Consider the following 18045-nt stretch of genomic DNA (forward strand, 5'->3'; position numbering starts at 1 on the left):
AGTAATATTGTATAAAATATTTAACTCATACGTAATGGGTGATTAGCGATCGCACCTTTTTTAGCCGACCTCACAAAATCGCATTGCTCCCCTTTCTTAGTTAGGGAAATCTCTTTTTGGTAAACAGTCTTACTTTGAGCAAGTGAGCGAAATACTGACAGGCTTCATCAATAAATAGAATGTCATTGTTAGTTAGATTTAAAAGTTGGGAAAAATGTATTTGGTGAAAATACGCAAGTATAGCCCCTGCCATCCTGGTTAGGACAAGTCTGCTATGGATAGCTGTTAGAACTGCTCTCTTCTATTTGCTAATCTCCTAAGCTGTCTGACCACTGCTATAACAGTAATTTACAATATGAGGCTTTAATCCGTATGAGTTCTGATTTTCAACCACCACCTAAGAGTTTGTCCATACTAGCTTCTGTAGGAGGAGTTGTTACCGCTGTAATAGCGATCGCAATTTTAAATTTTTGGTCTAAGCAACTTTCTCAGACCGTTCCCATAGCAAAATCTCAAATATCAACTGCCAGCCTTGATGCAAAATCTTTAGTTTTGCAAGGGACACCTATTACTAAGAGCCAACTAATAGAAGCTAAGACTCCCTATGTTGCTCCTGGAGTCGGATCATTAACCCCAGGAGAAACTGCAACTGGTCGTCAGGCTTGGTTGTACTTTCAGCGTAACTGGAACAATGAAACTGGCTTAGTTAATTCTGTCGATGGTTTTAAGTCTGTGACGATGTGGGATCAAGCAGCAGCGATCGCAGCCTTAGTCAGTGCTAGAGAACTCAATATTGTGCCTGCGGCTGAATTTGAAGCAAAAATGAGCAAAATGTTGAAAACATTGGCATCCATGCCCTTATACAAAGGTGAACTGCCCAACAAGGTCTACAATGCAAAAACCCTTATACCAGTTAATTATGGTCAACTTGAAAAACGCGAAGAAATTGGTTGGTCAGCCATCGATTTAGGGCGGATGGCAATCTGGCTAAAAATTGTCGGGGCAAAGTATCCACAGTTGCGATCACTCTCTACAGACGTTTGGAAACATTGGCAAGTCAACCGTCTTACCAAAAATGGACAAATGTACGGTACTGCTGTTATTAAAGGCAAAGAACAATATAACCAAGAAGGTCGCTTAGGGTATGAAAATTATGCTGCATATGGTTTGAAGCTTTGGGGCTTGGATGTTAAGCAAGCCTTGGATTATGAGTCCCATACTGCCTTTGTTAATCTTTACGGACAGGGAATTCCTTACGACCAACGAGACTATAAAAACTCTGGAGCGAATAATTACGTTCTTAGCGAACCCTATATTTTAGATGGTATCGAAACTGGGTTTCAATCTTTGCCTAAAGCTTATGCTGATCGGATTTTGGCCGCTCAAGCAGCGCGTTATGAAGCGACAAAACAATTAACTGCCGTTACCGAAGACAACTTGGATCGTTCTCCATACTTTGTTTACAGTAGCTTGTTTGTCAATGGAGAACCTTGGGCAACTATCACAGATACCCAACAAAAGCACAATGATTTGCGATTCCTCAGTGCCAAAGCTGCGATCGGTTGGCATGTGCTTTACAATACTACTTACACCAGGCAGTTATTTGATTTTGTCCAAGTTAACCTTAACTCTAAGGACGGCTGGTACAACGGCTTTTATGAATCCCTGCGTCAGCCGAATAAGACTCTCACCGCTAACAATAATGGCGTGATTTTAGAAAGCTTGCTGTATAAGCAAGTCGGACAACCACTTACTGTATGGGCAGGAGTCACAAGCCAGAAGTCAACCGAAAGGGCTACCACAACACCATAACTTACAGCTAAGATTCTAAAACAATGAAAAAACTGGCGTTGCATAGAAGTACGAATTCGAGCGACGCCAAATAGCCTGTCGTACACATTGCTCCCGCAATGTTCAAGGTATGCATCAACTCATAACCGCAAAAATAGCAGAAAATATAGTAAATAAAATCACATATATGTTAATGTTCCCGTTCACCCGCCGCAAATTACCTTTCGATCCCAACAAGCAACCTTGATACGATCGGGTGCATAGGTGTTGTTATACAGCTTTTTTAGCGACTATCCTCCGGTAAGTCTAGCTCATCACGCATTAGATGATCAGTGGTCACATCGAAAGTATCCGCCACTTTCAAAATCATCTCAGCGTTGGGAACTTTCCTGCCCTTCTCTAGTTGCGATACGAATGTATTATGAACACCTAACCGATTGCCTAGATATATTAGTGTCCACCTATACCGATTTCTCAGTTGATATAGTTTCTCTCCAAACCGCTTCATAAAACTTAGTTGACCTAGCAGAATAAATAACGCTAAACTTTCATAGCTACTGCTATGAATCGGCAAAATAAATCCGTAACGTTAAAAACTATGCCCTTTTCGGTGATGAAACACAAGACTCTACCCAGTGTGGGTGATACCGAAACCTCTCACAAACTTCTCACCTGTGCAGAGTATTTTGTCGGAATTGGTTTAGTAAGATTGGGGTTAGAGCAAGTAGGCTGGAAAGTTGTCTTCGCAAATGATTGGGCGCATGACAAATTTGAGATGTACTCTGCTCACTTTAAAGATGCAAGTAACCATTATAGGGTTCAAGATATTTTTTCTGTTTGCCTTGCTGACATTCCCAATACATTACTTGCGACAGCTTCATTTCCCTGTATCGATTTATCCTTGGCAGGTAACTTGAAGGGTATTAATGGTCAACACTCTAGTGCTTTTTGGGGCTTTACTCAAATTCTAGAGAATCAGGCGAATAAACCTCGTCTTGTGATGCTTGAAAATGTGACGGGTTGGCTTACTTCAAATGGTGGGCAAGACTTCCGAATCACAATTCAGGAGTTGAATCGGTTGGGTTATGCCTGTGATGTCTATAGCATCGATGCAACCCATTTTGTGCCTCAAAGTAGACCACGAATTTTTGTGATTGGGGTGTATACATCCCATCTGAACCAGAAGATGTTAATTTTTGCAAGACGTTCTTCCTCACTTAAAACTCAGGCACTTGAAAAAGCAATTGCGGCTAATCATGATCTGCGTTGGAATTTTGTAGAAGTTCCACCACTACCTGAAAAAGTGAAAACTGATTTGAGTTGTGTTGTAGAGAATATATCGGATGGTGATGATCGTTGGTGGCTTGATGATCAAGTGCAACGTCATTTAAATATGATGTCGCCTGTCAATCTAGCCTATCTAAAAGAATGTCACGATTTACCATATTACTCCCACTGCACGATGTACAGGCGGGTTCGTGAAGGAAAGCAATGGGCAGAACTTAGAAAAGATGGTATTGCAGGTTGCCTAAGAACTGCTAGAGGTGGCAGTAGTCGGCAAATGTTGGTCAGAGTTGGATAAGGAATTATCAGAATGCGCCTGATGACACCTCGTGAATACGCAAGGCTACAAGGCGTTCCAGATAATTACCCCATTCCATCACAAATCAATCAAGCTTTGACTGGATTCGGTGATGCTGTTTGTGTACCTGTCATTGCTTGGATTGCCGAAAATATCTTGAATTCTCTAGTTAAGGCGCTTCAAGAAAATACGTTAGCTCTCCATCGCTAATTTCTAGAAGCCGAATGCCTTGACTTCTGACAAACCAATAAGTTACTGAGCGCCGGAACCTTTGTCTTTCTGCGGTTTCATAGTTTTGAAGAAGTTCGGGTAGCCATCTGTCAAACGTGGGAACCATCTTGGTGCGCTCGACCAGCCAAACCTCAACATTCGTGTAAGTTTCACTTCTAGCAACAAAAATGTGATCTACATCCCTGTCGTCGGTTAGTTTATTCAGCCCACGATTCCTATGATACTGGTACTCAAAGCTGCCTCCAATAACAGCAGATTTAACTTCGTAGTTCACTAAATCTGCTCCATCACCTCTTCTCGCTCTATCGTTCAGTAGAATTGCAGAAAATACCTCCCAATCTTTTGAGCCTACGCTTCCTTGCAAAGAGAAACCATACCGCCCATAAATTTCGGCTTTATCCCGGCTGTATTCAAGGATATACAGCGTATTGCAGGTTTATGAGGTACAGTAACAACAGTTTGTAAACCAGTTTTTTAAATGCACCGGATTAATCAAATCGAGTGCAGTCGCAATTAAAACATCAACCATTTTTGCAGTGGTTGGGGAAAAGGAGCGGAGAAAAGATTTTAATTGTGACCACCAATGTTCGATCGGATTAAAGTCAGGAGAGTAAGGTGACTGATAAAGAACACTTGCGCCCTTGGATTGAATTAAAGGCTCGATTCCATCCACTTTATGTGCTGGGACATTATCCAAAACAACTACAGCACCCGACCAGAGTTGAGGAAGTAAGCACTTTTCCACAAACACTTTAAATGCATTTCCATCCATTGAACCGTTTAAAGTCATAACAGCCAAAACTTGTTTCATACTTACTGCCCCAATTACTGTAACCTTCGCCCCCCGATAAAATGGTTTAAAATCATACACTCCACTTCCATAAGGGCTTCGGGCATGAGTTCGTGTTAAACCCAACAAAACACCCATTTCATCGATGAAAACTAAGTTTTCTGGGTCTATTTGTTGGACTTGCTGCCAATACTCAGTTCTCAAATTTTGAACTCTTTCTGTTTTACCTTGGCTGCTGCGTAATGTCTTTTTTTTAGTGTGAGTTTTTGTTTTTGCAATGCACGACACATCGTACTTGTACTTATCCAATGATTATAGCTTGTACCCCAATATTCACAGTATTCTAATAATGTTGCATCTGGGTATTGTTCAATCATTGCAGCTATTTTTGATTCATATCCATCCAACTTACCCTTCATTCCTCCACCTTGTTGTCTCGGTTTTAAATGATCTTGAGTTTTATTTATGGAGAGTAGTTTTTGTACAAAGCTTTTGGCTACACCAAATCTATTAGCTACTTTTCTGATTGAGGTGTCACCTTCAGAGTAAGCCTTTACTATTTTTTGTCGCAAGTCGATTGAGTAAGGTTTCATTTTACCCGTTAATGTACTGGTATTACTGTACCTCAGTTAGCTGCAATCTGCTGTATGTTCTGTAAAAATAGTAAGCTTCTTGGACTTGAAGCGTTGGCACACAAATCACCCTCACAAGTGTTGCACATTGAGGATGAGTATACGAAAGAATGCGTCATTTTGCACAATATTAAGTTGTATAACTAGTTATTATACTGACGATTTATGCATATGTAATTGCTTACTATTGCGCTAACTGGAATGTATAGCTCATACTTCATAATATCAGAATTTTTCTATAGCACTAGAATATACTAAAAGTTTTACGTTTATTTACTCAACTTGTCATAAATATATAGAAACTTTCTCCATAACATTTCTTTTTAGGCAATATACAAACTTTTTCCGTATACAGACCCCGTTTAAGTAAACAATATAAAAAATTTCCGTATAATTCACCCTGATATTCAGAATTTTTACGACTATCATCCTGTAGTCAGATACTATACAGATTTTTTCTGGATATCAAACTATGGAAAAACACCCGAAGAATTTGATGGAACAGGTTCAGGATGTAATTCGCTTTAAACGTTATTCATACAATACTGAGAAAACCTATATTCCAAAGCGTGCTGGTCAAGGTGTTCGTAATCCGCTTGACTCATAAAAAATCTATCATGAGTGCGCGATTTGATATTGTTCGCTGGCGTTACTCGACTGAATCGATAAAGCTATTACGAAAAGAATAGACCTAATAAAGCTCGATTTATGAATATAGTTGTACAGACGGGCTATGACACTTCTAACTCCTTCTTTGCCTTATGATATACAAACCCCGTCAACAAAAGCTGTTGAGATGGATTGCATTGTTCTTAGTGGGAACATTTTTGCAATTGTTGTTTTACATGCCGACACCAGTCTTATCCCAAAATTCCAGTATTTGTAGCAATATTACAGCCCCACTCACCCCTGAAGAACAAATTTATGCTCGTGGTGCTTGGCAATATTTTGTCAAAAATTATCAGCCAGCAACAGGATTTACCAATTCTACTGGGGGTTATCCTTCTGGTACACTCTGGGACATGGGTAACTACCTGATGGCATTGAATGCTGCACGATCGCTTAATCTCACTGACCAAGCAGATTTTGATACACGTCTCAACAAATTTTTAACGACTCTCAGCAGCCTGAAGTTATTTGAAGATACCTTGCCCAATAAAGTCTATAACGCAGCCACTGCACAGATGGTTGATTATGGCAACAATCCGCTGGAGCGGGGTATTGGCTGGTCTGCTTTGGATGTCGGGCGAATTCTTACGGCGTTTGATGTCATCCGTACCTGTCATCCTCAATATAATGAGTGGCTCAAAGGAATTGTAGCAAAGTGGCAAGTGGCGCGATCGCTCAAAGATGGACAACTTTTTGGCGCTACTGTTCTCCCAGACAACAAAACGTTACTGGTGCAAGAAGGACGACTTGGTTATGAAGAATACGGCGCTAGGGGTTATCAACTTTGGGGTTTCTCTGCACCAAAAGCTATTGCTTTTGAGCCGTTTAACTTAGTCGAAATTAATGGTGTCCAAATTCCCGTTGATACCCGTGATTTTAAAAGTACCAACGCTAATAATTACGTTGTTAGTGAGTCTTATATCCTTGATGGGATTGAATTTGGCTTGCAAGGTGAGTTAGCTGATTTTGCTGCCAGGGTTTTAGATGTGCAAAAACGGCGTTACGATAACACAGGTCAGTTGACTGCGGTCACAGAAGACAATATTGACCAAGCGCCTTATTTTCTTTACAACACCGTCTACGCAAACGGTGTAAACTGGGCAACTATTACCGATGCCAACCAGCCTTATCCACAGTTTCGCAGCATCAGTACAAAAGCAGCTTTTGGCTGGCGTTACCTTTTTCCAGATAATGCCTATGCCCAAAAAGTTTTTGATGCAGTTAAGGATCTCCGCAGTCCTGATGATAGCGGTTACTATGCTGGCATTTATGAAGAATCAAAACAACCCAACAAAGCTTTGACAGGTAATACTAATGGGCTAATTTTGGAGATTTTATACTACAAAGCTAAGGGAAATCACCCTTTAATTGCTTCTACTTCTGTGAGTGTGTCTACTGGTAAGCCCAGTGAAAATGCTTCTCCTGCAACAGCCTCAAATCAACCGAATTCTACTGTTACGACTCCGACTGCAAATCAACCGAATCCTACTGTTACGACTCTGACTGCAACCCCTGCGGATATTTCTAAAATTACGGAAGTGACCGTTGCACCTATTCCACCAGTGGATAGTCCTAAGCCATCATCTCAGATGAAGATGGCTCGACCACTGACGGTTATTGAACGGCGTTATGCGGAAGCGGCTTGGCGATACTTTCAAGCGAATTATCATTCCAAGAGTGGGCTGATCGACGATCGCAGTGATTTCAAAGGCGCAACTCTCTGGGGCTTAGGAGATTATCTCGCAGCACTCCATGCAGCACGGTTACTTGATATAATTACCCCGAAAGAATTTGACCAACGAACTCGCCATCTTTTAGCAGCCTTGACAAAGTTACCGTTGTTTGCTAAAGAGTTGCCGGGTCGGGGTTACGATACGCGATCGCTCCAACCAGTAGATTACGGTGGAAATCCACTTCCAGAAGGAAACGGCTGGTCAGCTTTAGATTTAGGCAGGATACTAGCAGCGCTTTACAACTTAAAAACCTGTCATCCAGAATATACGGCTGCCGTAGATAAAATTGTGCTGGATTGGTCATACTTGCGTGTGGTGCGTGAAGGTATTCTCTCCAGTGCTATAACCGCCAAAGATCAAGATGGGCGATCGCTTACTCGCGTCAACCCTGAAACCCGCTTGGGTTATGAGGAATATGCAGCTCGTGCTTTTCAATTATGGGGATTTAATCTTGAGCATTCTGCTATTGGTGGTGAATATCAAACTGCCTCATTAGAGGGAGTGAAAGTACCAATTCAACGCCGTCGCACAGATACTAACTCCAAAGTTAACCAATACACAGTTAGCAATCCTTTCTTACTCTATGCACTGGAGTTTGGACTAGATCCACAAATGCGATCGCTCTTTGAACCAATTTTTCAGGCACAAGCTGAACGTTACCGTCGCACCGACACCCTCACAGCCTCAGCCACCACTTTGATTGATCGTAAACCTTACACTGTCCACAGCACAATTACTGGAAAAGGTGAACCTTGGGCAGCTTTAGCAGATGACGGGCAAACTGTACCAAAGGGGCGATTGGTAAGTACAGCAGTCGCTTTTGCCTATCATGCCTTGCTTCCAGAAAACAAGTATAGTCAAGAGTTACTGCAAGGAACGACCGACTTATACAATCCATTAGCCGGCTTTTATGAAGGTTTCTATGAAGCCACAGGTAAAACAGCAATTGGTTTCACTAGCAGCACCAACAGTATGATTTTGCAATCCTTGCTGTACAAAGTGATGAATCGACAACCCCTAATTCGTCCGACTACCACGATGAACTCTCCTTGGTGGGCAGCAGTTAGCAAAAGTGATTCTGGGCGAGGTCTACCCAACACTACCACACAACAAATCAAGTTAATTTCTGATTCTTCTGGAAGTTACTGGGTTTCAGGTAGCGAAAATACTCGGCTAGTAACTGGCACAAAAGTTACAGAATAAGTTGACACGCACCTCCATTTAAGCTCATCCCACGCCTTGCAGGGGTGGGCTTTACCGCCGGCTTTCTGTAATTACAAAGCTGTGTTTGTTATTTATCAGTTGTATTTGGGAATACTTGTACATGATGCAGTAGCTTTCACAAGCAACAAACATCTTGATTCAAAATCCCTGTTTATTCCTTCAAATCTATGAACAAGGTACGACTGGCGTTGATGATGCTAATTTTACTAGGAAGCATCTTTGCAAATAAAAATCTAATGGCGGTTACTGATGCCTCAGGGCAACTTGAAAACCGAAAATTAAACCAAATTCGCAACCAAGCAGCTTCCAATACTCCTGTACTACTGGGACTTTATGCCCCGGATTATTTAGGAGATCAAAGTAAAATTGACAGCGAATTGCGTCAAGTCGATCAATGGGTTGGTAAGCGCCATTCTATTGCTGGATTTTTCTTAGATATCGAAGACTCGAATCCTGCCTACAACATTCCAGTTCCCCTAAAACAACTAAGGCAAAATGGATACACAGCCTTTATTAATCTCAAATCCACTCGTTCAGCAGCGCAGATTGCTAAGGGAGATGTAGATAGTTCTTTGCAAAAAGTGGCAGAAGCCTATGCTGACTGGGCAAATGGAGGCAAGGATCGGATTGCGTTTATTGCGCCGTTGCAAGAGATGAACATTACTGGAGAAGCATACAGCAAAGACCCGCAGAACTTCAAGTTAGCTTATCAACGTATCCAAAAGATATTTAAAGAGGCTGGTGTATCTTCACAGACAATACGTTGGGTATTTGCGCCTAATGGTTGGAGTGAAAACAATGAACATCGCTTTGAAAACTACTATCCTGGGGACAAGTCCGTAGATGTCGTTGCCTTTAGTTCGTATAATTGGGGATATTGTAGTAATTCTTCTTGGAAACATTGGAATAGCCCCAAAGAAGCTTTTGAACCATATATCAAGCGGATGAAGGTTATGGCTCACAGTAAGCCGATTTTCATCGCTCAAACAGCTAGTACAAGTAATACGCAAAAGGGTTTACAAAAAAATGCCAAAGACCAATGGTTAAGAGACTCCTATACTCAGCTATCTGCAATGGGTGTAAAAGGCATCATTTACTTCAATATTAATAAGGAATGTGATTGGGCAATTAACAGTAATAACGGCAAATCTGCTGGTTATAAAGACGCAGTAAATAATCCGGCTTTTGGCTATTTATCCCCTGCTGAGTTGGCAAAGAAGATATAGATGGCAATAAGGGTCATTAAAAGCATGATTTTGCAATCAGTTTTGTACACAACGACAAATCAACAACTCCTGCTTTGTCCGAGTTTAGCGACGTGGCAATGTTCTCCTACCCCATCTATGCTCATTGCTGCCCCTGATAACTTTAACCCTGATGTCGAAACACCACGTCCACAAACCGTTGCAGAACCTACTGCTCCTACAATCACCCCACTACCGCTAAAACCAAAACCGACACCACCAAAACCAACAGCTACGCCAGAAAAACCTGTTACTCCTTCGCCAATAACTTCTTTACCACGATTGACGCAAGAAACAGATCAAATTGCTGCCGAGCGGGCTTGGAAATATTTTGAGCGTAACTGGAATCTCCAAACAGGTTTAGTAAATTCGGCAGACAACTTGCCGTGGACAACTTGGTGGGATCAGGGTAGCGCCTTATTAGGAATTCATGCAGCTTACCAGTTAGGGTTATTGCCAAAAGATAGGTTTCAACAACGGATGAACACTTTGCTAGAGACGTTGGAAAAACTGCCGCTACCTGCAACTGGTTTGCCCAATAAAGCTTATAGTACCCGTACTGCCGAAATGCGCCATCTCAATGACACCCCCGATCCCAAGGGTATCAGTGGTTGGTCAGTCTTGGATATGGCGCGATTTTTATTAGGATTGTATGTTATACGATCGCATTATCCAGAATATAGCGATCGCATTAATCGTATCGTGACTCGCTGGAATCTATCGAAACTTGTCAAAGATGGTTGGTTGAATGGTGCTATTCCTAAAGCAGGTGGACTTCTCGAAGTACAAGAAGGGCGGTTAGGCTATGAGCAATATGCTGCTCAGAGTTTAAAGCTGTGGAACATTCGAGCTAATAATGCTCTCTCCAACCCACCAGTTAAGATGGTTGAGGTTGATGGTATTACTCTGCAAATCGATCAACGGAATTTAAAAAACTCTGGAGCTACTAACTATCTAACAAATGACCCTTATTTGCTTTGGGGTTTAGAAATGGGTTGGAATGATGCTGTCAAGCCTCAAGTCCAAAATCTTTTCAAAGTGCAACAACAACGATTCAAGCGCACTGGAATTTTAACTGCTATAAATGAAGATTCGTTGGATCGTCCTCCTTACTTTCTGTATTACAGTGTTTACGCCAATGGTAAAGCTTGGCAAGCTGTTAACGTTACAGGAAAAGCCTATCCCCAATTCCAGTTTGTCAGTACGAAAGCAGCATTTTCTTGGTTTGCTCTCATGCCAGATCAGCCTTACACGAAAAGGCTACGAGACTTTGCTCAAAATTTAGCCGATAAAAGTCGTGGCTATCTTTCAGGGCGATATGAAAACTCCAAACTAGGTGTTAATGCTTCAGTTGACGTTAATACGAATGCGATAATTTTAGAAAGTTTGCTTTACCAAGCCAGAGGCAGACATCCACTGGCACTTGATGCAAGGAGCCAGGCAAAGCATGGGATACAGTAGAAATAAAATTCTTAACAACTCCTAATTCCCAATTCTTAACTTTTAACTCGGCACTTTTTCTCGTTGCACTAGCCTTTTACATTTATTACTGGTACTAAGATGACTTCAATTTCCATTAGTGATAATTCCTCAAATTTTTCCGGCAATAGTCGCTCATCACTCAAAAAAAGAACACTGTTATTTCGCTACCTGGCAGAAATCAATTTAATTTTTGGGTTCTGGTATTTGCAATGGCGCATTACCCATTCGATCAATTTTGATGTGCTGTGGATTTCTATTCCTTTGCTGATAGCAGAAATTTATAGCTATTTAGGTGGCGTAATGTTTGTAATTGGGTTATGGCGTCCTTTAGTGCGACAGATTAAGTCTTTCGACCAGATGACCCCACCTCTACCCAGATCCGAATGGCCAACAGTAGATGTATTTGTGACCTGCTACAACGAGCCACCAAAAATTGTCGAAGAAACTGCCAAAGCTGCTCTGACAATGGATTATCCGCCAACAAAGTTACGGGTTTTTGTCCTTGATGATGGTAATTCGGCTGATATGCGGACTATGACAGAAAGATTGTGTATTGAGGATTTGCAGTCACCACAACTACAACAAGAAGCAGCTCGGATTGATGCAGAACACTCTTGTTTGTTACAGCGCCTCAAGCAACTGGAAAATCTCACACCTAATACTCAAGCCGCTGAACAATGGCTGCAAGCATCATCATCAGAGCCAATGGTTAACCAGTTTGCTACCGAATTTGTGCAAAGTCTGCGACAGTTCATACTTTGGTTACCTCCAGATCATCAAAGTATAAGCGATCGCCTAACTACCGAACGGAAAACCTTAGAAAAAGCTATTCGCAACAAAGAACTAGAACTAGTGGAACTCTCCCGGTTTCGCTACATTGCTCGTCCCAAAACACCTGGCGTAGCGCATCATGCTAAAGCAGGCAACATCAATTACGCAATTTTTTCTGGAGAAACAGCAGGAAATTTTATTGTTACTCTGGATGCGGATCACATTCCCAAACCAAATTTTCTCAAGCGAGTTCTGCCTTATTTTTATACATATAATCTTTCAACAGGAAAATACGACCAGAATAAAATTGCTTTTGTACAGACCCGCCAGGATTTTTACAATATTCCTCCAGGTGATCCTTTTGGACATCGAGCAAATTTATTTTATGGGCCACTTCAACAGGGGAAAGATGGGATGAATGCTGCGTTCTATACGGGCACAAATGCGATATTGAGGCGTGAGGCATTAGTTAGTGTAGGATTGCAAAATTTTGCTGATGAATTTACCAAAGATGAAAAACGTTTAGATGAATTTGATTTAGTTGGTGGAGTATCAAGTAATAGCATTACCGAAGATATGAATACAGCCATGCGTCTGCATAGTGCTGGCTGGAAATCTATTTATCACAATGAACTTTTGGCACAAGGTTTAGCGCCAGATGACCTGAGTTCTACTCTTAAACAGCGACTACGCTGGGCACAAGGAACTATCCAAGTGCTAGTTAGGGAAAATCCACTGACAAAATCAGGGCTAACGTTTTGGCAAAGGTTGCAATATTTTAAGACGATGTATAGTTATTTCTCTGGTTTTGCAACTCTAGTTTTTGTTTCTTGTCCAATTATCTATTTTTTTACGGACATTGTTCCAGTTAAAACCTACGGATCTGACTTTGCCCTCCACTTTTTCCCAGCTTTTATTGTCAATCGTCTCACTTTTCTAGCAGCTACCTGGGGCATTTCAGCTAGAGAAGTTTGGCGCTCTGAACAATATGCGATCGCTTTATTTCCCTTGATGATCCAAGCAGTATGGAGTGTATTTACAGGACAAAAACTTAATTTTCAAGTTACACCTAAACAAAGGCAATCCGGTATTTATCTTCGACTGGTTTGGCCACAGTTAGTTGTCTTTACCCTTACTATCTTAGGGATATTATGGAGTCTTTACTGCTTTGCAATTGGTCATCTAAATAATCCTTTGGTTCACCTACTTAATGGTGCGTGGGCTATCTATAACTTGCTACTTTTGTCGGTTATCATCCGCGCATCTGTTTGGCAGCCTCCAAAAGAAGCCTAAGAGGGACACAAAGGAGAATAACTCTTAACTCCCTTATAAATCCAATCTATAAAACACAGCTATGAATTCTTATTCAGACTCAAACAACTTTGGTCAACAAACTGTCTTAACAATTTATGCTCATGCTGATGATGAAGTTTTACCTGCTGCTGGCACTCTCAGTTTAATGTCCAAAGCGGGATGGAATATTCGTTGCTTAATTTTGACTGATGGCAGTCTTTCTAGTTCACCTGTTAAGGGTACACGTCATCAAGAAGCAGATGCAGCAGGTAAAATCATCGGTGCAACTTACGAGTTTTATGCACTTGAGGAGTATAATTTTTCTACACAAGCAGTGATTAAAGTTACAGAAGATGCTATTGAGCGTTGGCAACCCGATCTGATTATTACTCATGCACCACAACCTGAAAAATATGGACATAGAGATCATGAAGTGTGTGCGATCGCAGTTTCTAATGTTGCTACCCGTAAAAATATAACTTTGTGGTATTCAGCACCACCTGTTTTTTTACGTGGTTTTGAACCAAACTTTTTTGTGAATATCACCTCTGTAATTGAGGAAAAGGTTGCAGCTATTGGTTGTTATGAATCCGAGTTAAATAAAACGTTTATGCAACTTGATGCCATACTGGTTCTCTCTCGTTTTTGGGCACGAGAGTTAGGTCAGAAAGATGGTTATTTTGAAGCTTTTGAAATCTCCCGGCAATGTGTGGATGCTAGCTTTTTTACTACAATAGCAAGTAAGAATCACCAATCAATTAAACAAAGCTAATTGCATATAAAACACAAAATTTTTTTAATTGACCACGGGGTGATTGCGAGTAAAAACACAATATATCTTAATGAATTAAGGAGTTACAAGGATTAATCCCAGCGATTCCAGCTCATTGAATAAAGGTGAAGAAGTGGGTATGAGAAAAAGGAGTTAAGCAACGTTTGTTACTTGTTCACAAGAAGCAGGAACATTTGGAAGTAAAGAATGAGAAGGTTTACCAGTGTGTGCAGCACTCGTTGCTGCTGTCATAAAATCCATGACATTCCATTTTACTTGAGCGTAGTGACAACAGTTAATATCCTTTGCACAAAATACTTATAATTTGAATTTGAGAGCTAAAACTGGTACGTCGCTTTCCTCATGAAAGGACGAATAGCTCTAACAGATACACATTATTAGTTGATTCTACACTCTCAGCTTTCACAAAAAACCATAAAACTGGTTCAACTTCCAGTAACTGGCAACAAGTACAAATAGTTTTGGCAAGTGGTATTTTTCTTTGGAACCAATCGGTTATAAACTATGTTCTATCTATTGCGGTTTAATTATGTCAATGCCAAAATATAAATATATATTTTTCAAAGCAAATATTAGGAAAATAAAACCATGGATTTGAGTGTAAAAGTTCTAGAACTAACTGGAATTTTAGATGGAATTAGAGGTAATGAATTGCGTCGTGAAGTTAGCGCAATTGTAGACAACGGAGCTGACATTTTGTTGCTTGATATGAAAGAAGTAAAGTTTATCGATAGCTCTGGTTTAGGTGCTTTAGTATCAGCAATGCAAATAGTGCGAAATGCTAATGGTAAACTTTTTGTTTGTTCTATTAGCGATCAAGTCAGGATGTTGTTTGAGCTAACTAAAATGGATAGGATTTTTAAAACCTTTACTGATCAAGATGAATTCAATCGCCAAGTGTTGGCAACACAATAGGCTGCTAAACAATACAACATTTGAATAGACCTGTCCAAAAATTTATAACCCAGTCTGTACAAGGGTTTTCAAGCCTGGCTACATGTCTTAAATCAATATAGGAATAAGGGTTTAGCATAGTTGATAATAGTTTAAAGACAAAAAATAGGATTTTCAAACTTTGAACTTCAACAATATTTATTATGCTGTACAATACCCAAAATCTATATGAGGCAAATTTTAGGGTTTATAAAGATAAAATTTTATATCCTATCTTTAGGCTTATTCGATTTTCGGACGGGTCTATCGTGCTTATTTGACTATGCTAACTAAAATTCACTTTTACTAAAGATAAGTCATCATCAAGATTATCTTGAACATTTAAGGTAAGAATCTTCGCTAAGAGTTGATTTAGGTTACACGTATCCTTCAGGCTATATTCGGTTAGTAAGTCAATAAAAGCATCAATACCCCAAATTTCACCATCTGGTTGATTAATTTCATAAGCTCCATCACTAAAGATGTATAAAGTGCTGTTTTCTTCGATCTCAAGAATAGCATCCTCAAATTTGACATTAGCTAAAAAGCCAATAGGTAGATCCAAAGAATTTAGCTGTTTAACTTGGATACTGTTCGTAGAGGTATTAGATAACAGTAAACCTGGTGGATGTCCGGCGTTGGCATAAATGAGTTGACGTTTAAGGCGGTGATAAACTCCATACCAAATTGTGAAGTATTTATCACCATGCTTTGTCATTTGGAAGGCGTGATTGAGTGCTTTCAATACTTCACTAGGTTGACAAAAGTTAGTGTTTGGTAGAGATTGCGATCGCAACACATTCAGTACAGATACTGATAGGAGGGCTGAACCTACCCCGTGACCTGATACATCCAACAAATAAATTGCCAAATTATCCTCATCAATCCAATGATGGTCGAAGCAATCACCCCCTAGCTGCGCTGAGGGAATAAACAGATTTTCTGTAGTTATTGATCCAACAAGCGGTGAAGGTAGAAGCGATCGTACATAAACAACTGCTTCAGACAATTCTGCTTCCAAAATTTGCTTTTGGGTTTGCAAATCATGATTGAGTGTCTCTAAAGCTTGTTTTTGACTTTGTAAATCCTGATTTAACTGGTGTAATCTTAGTCCTGCTCTTACCCGTGCTTTCAATTCATTCATCTCTATTGGTTTAGAGATAAACTCATCTGCTCCAGCGTCAAGTCCCCTAACTCTATCTTCCTCCTCTCCTCGAGCTGCTCCCCTAGCCGTCAATAGAATAAAAAAAGTAGTTGCCAACTCTGGATTTGTTCTAATTCGACGACACACTTCTAGCCCATCTAGCTGGGACATCATCCAGTCACAGATAATTAGAGCAGGATGTAGCAGTTGTGCTTGTGTAATTCCTTCTTCACCATTGCTGGCTATAGTAGTCTCATAACCCTGGTTTTGAAGTGTTCTTTTTAATACTGTTCGCACTATAGGGTCATCATCAATAACCAGAATTTTAAACATAAATTACAGTTTTATAAGTAAATCGTTGCTTTTATTAAACTTATATGCAATTTAGTTTTTAATGTATAGTAAAAATACTCAAATTAAATAAACTAATTAACGAATATGATGATTTTAAAATATTTTATTGGTCAAAAAGTGAAAAATAAAATTTCTCTAAAAGTAAACACAGACCTGACAGAGTCGCCTCAAGTGCTGTTTTGGTTCGAGCAGATAAATCTACCACCTATTCCTGATAAACAAATTTGGTGGCAATGTCAAACGCTGATGATAGAAGGCTTTACTAACATTGTTGAACATGCCCACAAAAGTTTACCTATTGAAACTCCTATTGAGATAGAAGCTATACGATTAGATGAATACATAGAAATTCGCATCTGGTCTCAAGGTAAGCCCTTTGACTTAGAGCAGCAATTGCGGCAAATATGTGAATTTGAAGAGAATGAGCAAGAGCGTGGCCGTGGTTTAAAAATCATGTCCGCCATTGCCGACAAATTGAGTTATGAGCCGACAGTAGATAATCGTTACTGTTTATTTATTAGTAAATATTACCAAAGTTGCAACGGCAGTCAGGAGTGAGGAGTCAAAAGCTTGGAGTCCTGATTAAAAATTCTTGGATGCCTTTAACAAATTCTTCTAACTCTGAGATTATGTTAGTAGTACCTCGACGCTCTTGGTTATAAGCTAGTTGTTCTAGTTTTTCTGCTGCTAAATGCATGGTTGTAGCTCCAACATTGGCACTAGCACCTTTAATTTGATGGATTTCTCGCGCTAGTTGCTCAAAATTGTCAGTAGCGATCGCTATTTTAATTATCTCAAGACGAGGTTGAATATCTTCAACAAATAATTGCAGTAGTTCTAATTCAAATTCTGGGTTATTTTCTGAGAGTTGATGCAAGCGTTCCCAATCAATTGGGAGGTCAACTGAACCTACATTTGTGGTAGAAACTGTCTGTTCCACGGCATCCATTTCTTTTGCCTTGAATATCACACTTGCCCAATGCTCTAGTGTAGCCGCTAAATTTTCTTTCATCACCGGCTTGCTCAGATAGTCGTTCATTCCGGCATCTAGACACATTTGTTTGTCTTCTTTCATCGCATTAGCTGTCATCGCAATTACCACAGGACGACGACCATTAGCAAAGCTGCTTTCTTGCCAACTATGAATTTCTTTTGTGGTTTCCAAACCGTCCAGAACTGGCATTTGGCAATCCATCAGAATCAAATCGTAAGGAATTTTTTCTAATAACTGCAACGCTTCTTTCCCATTACCAGCGACATCAGCACTGTAGCCCAGGCTTTTGAGTTGCTTCAACGCTATTTTCTGATTCACCAGATTATCCTCAGTTAAGAGAATTCTCAGTTTGGGGAAGTCAGGAGGCTGGGAAGAAGACACAGAA

Annotated in this window: 13 protein-coding genes and 2 pseudogenes; 9 read left to right on the forward strand and 6 right to left on the reverse strand. The window is 40.3% G+C overall.

Annotated features, from left to right (window positions below; all coding sequences use genetic code 11):
- Window positions 1-372 precede the first annotated feature (372 nt).
- A complete protein-coding gene (locus V7K21_RS30025; RefSeq protein WP_335179683.1) occupies window positions 373-1812 on the forward strand; it encodes a DUF3131 domain-containing protein in 1440 nt (479 codons plus the stop codon).
- Between the two features lie 262 nt (window positions 1813-2074).
- Here V7K21_RS30025 and V7K21_RS30030 read toward each other — a convergent pair whose 3' ends face one another.
- Window positions 2075-2299, reverse strand: coding sequence for a helix-turn-helix domain-containing protein (locus tag V7K21_RS30030; RefSeq protein WP_334798087.1), 225 nt, complete (start codon window positions 2297-2299; stop codon window positions 2075-2077).
- Window positions 2300-2404: 105 nt separating this feature from the next.
- On the opposite strand from V7K21_RS30030, the pseudogene V7K21_RS30035 reads away from it, so the two are divergent.
- Window positions 2405-3583, forward strand: a pseudogene (locus tag V7K21_RS30035) (DNA cytosine methyltransferase).
- On the opposite strand, the gene V7K21_RS30040 reads toward V7K21_RS30035, so the two are convergent.
- The 3 genes from V7K21_RS30040 to V7K21_RS30050 form a co-directional block, all read right to left on the reverse strand.
- Window positions 3543-3968, reverse strand: a complete 426-nt coding sequence (locus V7K21_RS30040) for a hypothetical protein (protein ID WP_335179685.1) — start codon at window positions 3966-3968, stop codon at window positions 3543-3545. The pseudogene V7K21_RS30035 and the gene V7K21_RS30040 overlap by 41 nt on opposite strands.
- Before the next feature lie 72 nt (window positions 3969-4040).
- Window positions 4041-4598 carry a transposase gene (locus V7K21_RS30045; protein WP_335179687.1) on the reverse strand — a complete coding sequence of 186 codons (558 nt, stop codon included), beginning with the start codon at window positions 4596-4598 and terminating at the stop codon, window positions 4041-4043.
- Window positions 4595-4987, reverse strand: coding sequence for a helix-turn-helix domain-containing protein (locus V7K21_RS30050; RefSeq protein ID WP_335179688.1), 393 nt, complete (start codon window positions 4985-4987; stop codon window positions 4595-4597). The genes V7K21_RS30045 and V7K21_RS30050 overlap by 4 nt, the downstream gene beginning before the upstream one ends.
- Before the next feature lie 800 nt (window positions 4988-5787).
- Between V7K21_RS30050 and V7K21_RS30055 the strand changes: the two genes are divergently transcribed.
- The 6 genes from V7K21_RS30055 to V7K21_RS30080 all read left to right on the forward strand — a co-directional run bounded on the left by V7K21_RS30055 (window position 5788) and on the right by V7K21_RS30080 (window position 15150).
- Window positions 5788-8631, forward strand: a complete 2844-nt coding sequence (locus tag V7K21_RS30055) for a DUF3131 domain-containing protein (protein WP_335179690.1) — start codon at window positions 5788-5790, stop codon at window positions 8629-8631.
- A gap of 188 nt (window positions 8632-8819) precedes the next feature.
- Window positions 8820-9878, forward strand: a complete 1059-nt coding sequence (locus V7K21_RS30060; protein WP_335179691.1) for a hypothetical protein — start codon at window positions 8820-8822, stop codon at window positions 9876-9878.
- On the forward strand, window positions 9879-11357 hold the full coding sequence (locus V7K21_RS30065) for a DUF3131 domain-containing protein (RefSeq protein ID WP_335179693.1): 1479 nt from the start codon (window positions 9879-9881) through the stop codon (window positions 11355-11357).
- Between the two features lie 99 nt (window positions 11358-11456).
- Window positions 11457-13442 carry a glycosyltransferase gene (locus tag V7K21_RS30070; protein ID WP_335179695.1) on the forward strand — a complete coding sequence of 662 codons (1986 nt, stop codon included), beginning with the start codon at window positions 11457-11459 and terminating at the stop codon, window positions 13440-13442.
- A 61-nt stretch (window positions 13443-13503) separates the two neighbouring features.
- Complete coding sequence (locus tag V7K21_RS30075; RefSeq protein ID WP_335179697.1) at window positions 13504-14214, forward strand: PIG-L deacetylase family protein; 711 nt, start codon at window positions 13504-13506, stop codon at window positions 14212-14214.
- Window positions 14215-14823: 609 nt separating this feature from the next.
- Window positions 14824-15150: an STAS domain-containing protein gene (locus tag V7K21_RS30080; RefSeq protein WP_335179699.1), complete on the forward strand. Its 327-nt coding sequence runs from the start codon at window positions 14824-14826 to the stop codon at window positions 15148-15150.
- 304 nt (window positions 15151-15454) lie between these two features.
- Here the strand turns inward: V7K21_RS30080 and V7K21_RS30085 are convergent, their stop codons facing one another.
- The gene (locus V7K21_RS30085; RefSeq protein WP_335179701.1) at window positions 15455-16645 is read right to left on the reverse strand and encodes a SpoIIE family protein phosphatase; all 1191 of its coding nucleotides are present in this window, start codon (window positions 16643-16645) and stop codon (window positions 15455-15457) included.
- A 138-nt stretch (window positions 16646-16783) separates the two neighbouring features.
- On the opposite strand from V7K21_RS30085, the gene V7K21_RS30090 reads away from it, so the two are divergent.
- Window positions 16784-17224: an ATP-binding protein gene (locus V7K21_RS30090; RefSeq protein WP_335179720.1), complete on the forward strand. Its 441-nt coding sequence runs from the start codon at window positions 16784-16786 to the stop codon at window positions 17222-17224.
- A 4-nt stretch (window positions 17225-17228) separates the two neighbouring features.
- On the opposite strand, the pseudogene V7K21_RS30960 reads toward V7K21_RS30090, so the two are convergent.
- Window positions 17229-18011: pseudogene (locus V7K21_RS30960) on the reverse strand (response regulator); the annotation flags it as partial.
- Window positions 18012-18045: the final 34 nt, after the last annotated feature.

The organism is Nostoc sp., from assembly GCF_036919595.1.
Lineage (GTDB): Bacteria > Cyanobacteriota > Cyanobacteriia > Cyanobacteriales > Nostocaceae > Nostoc.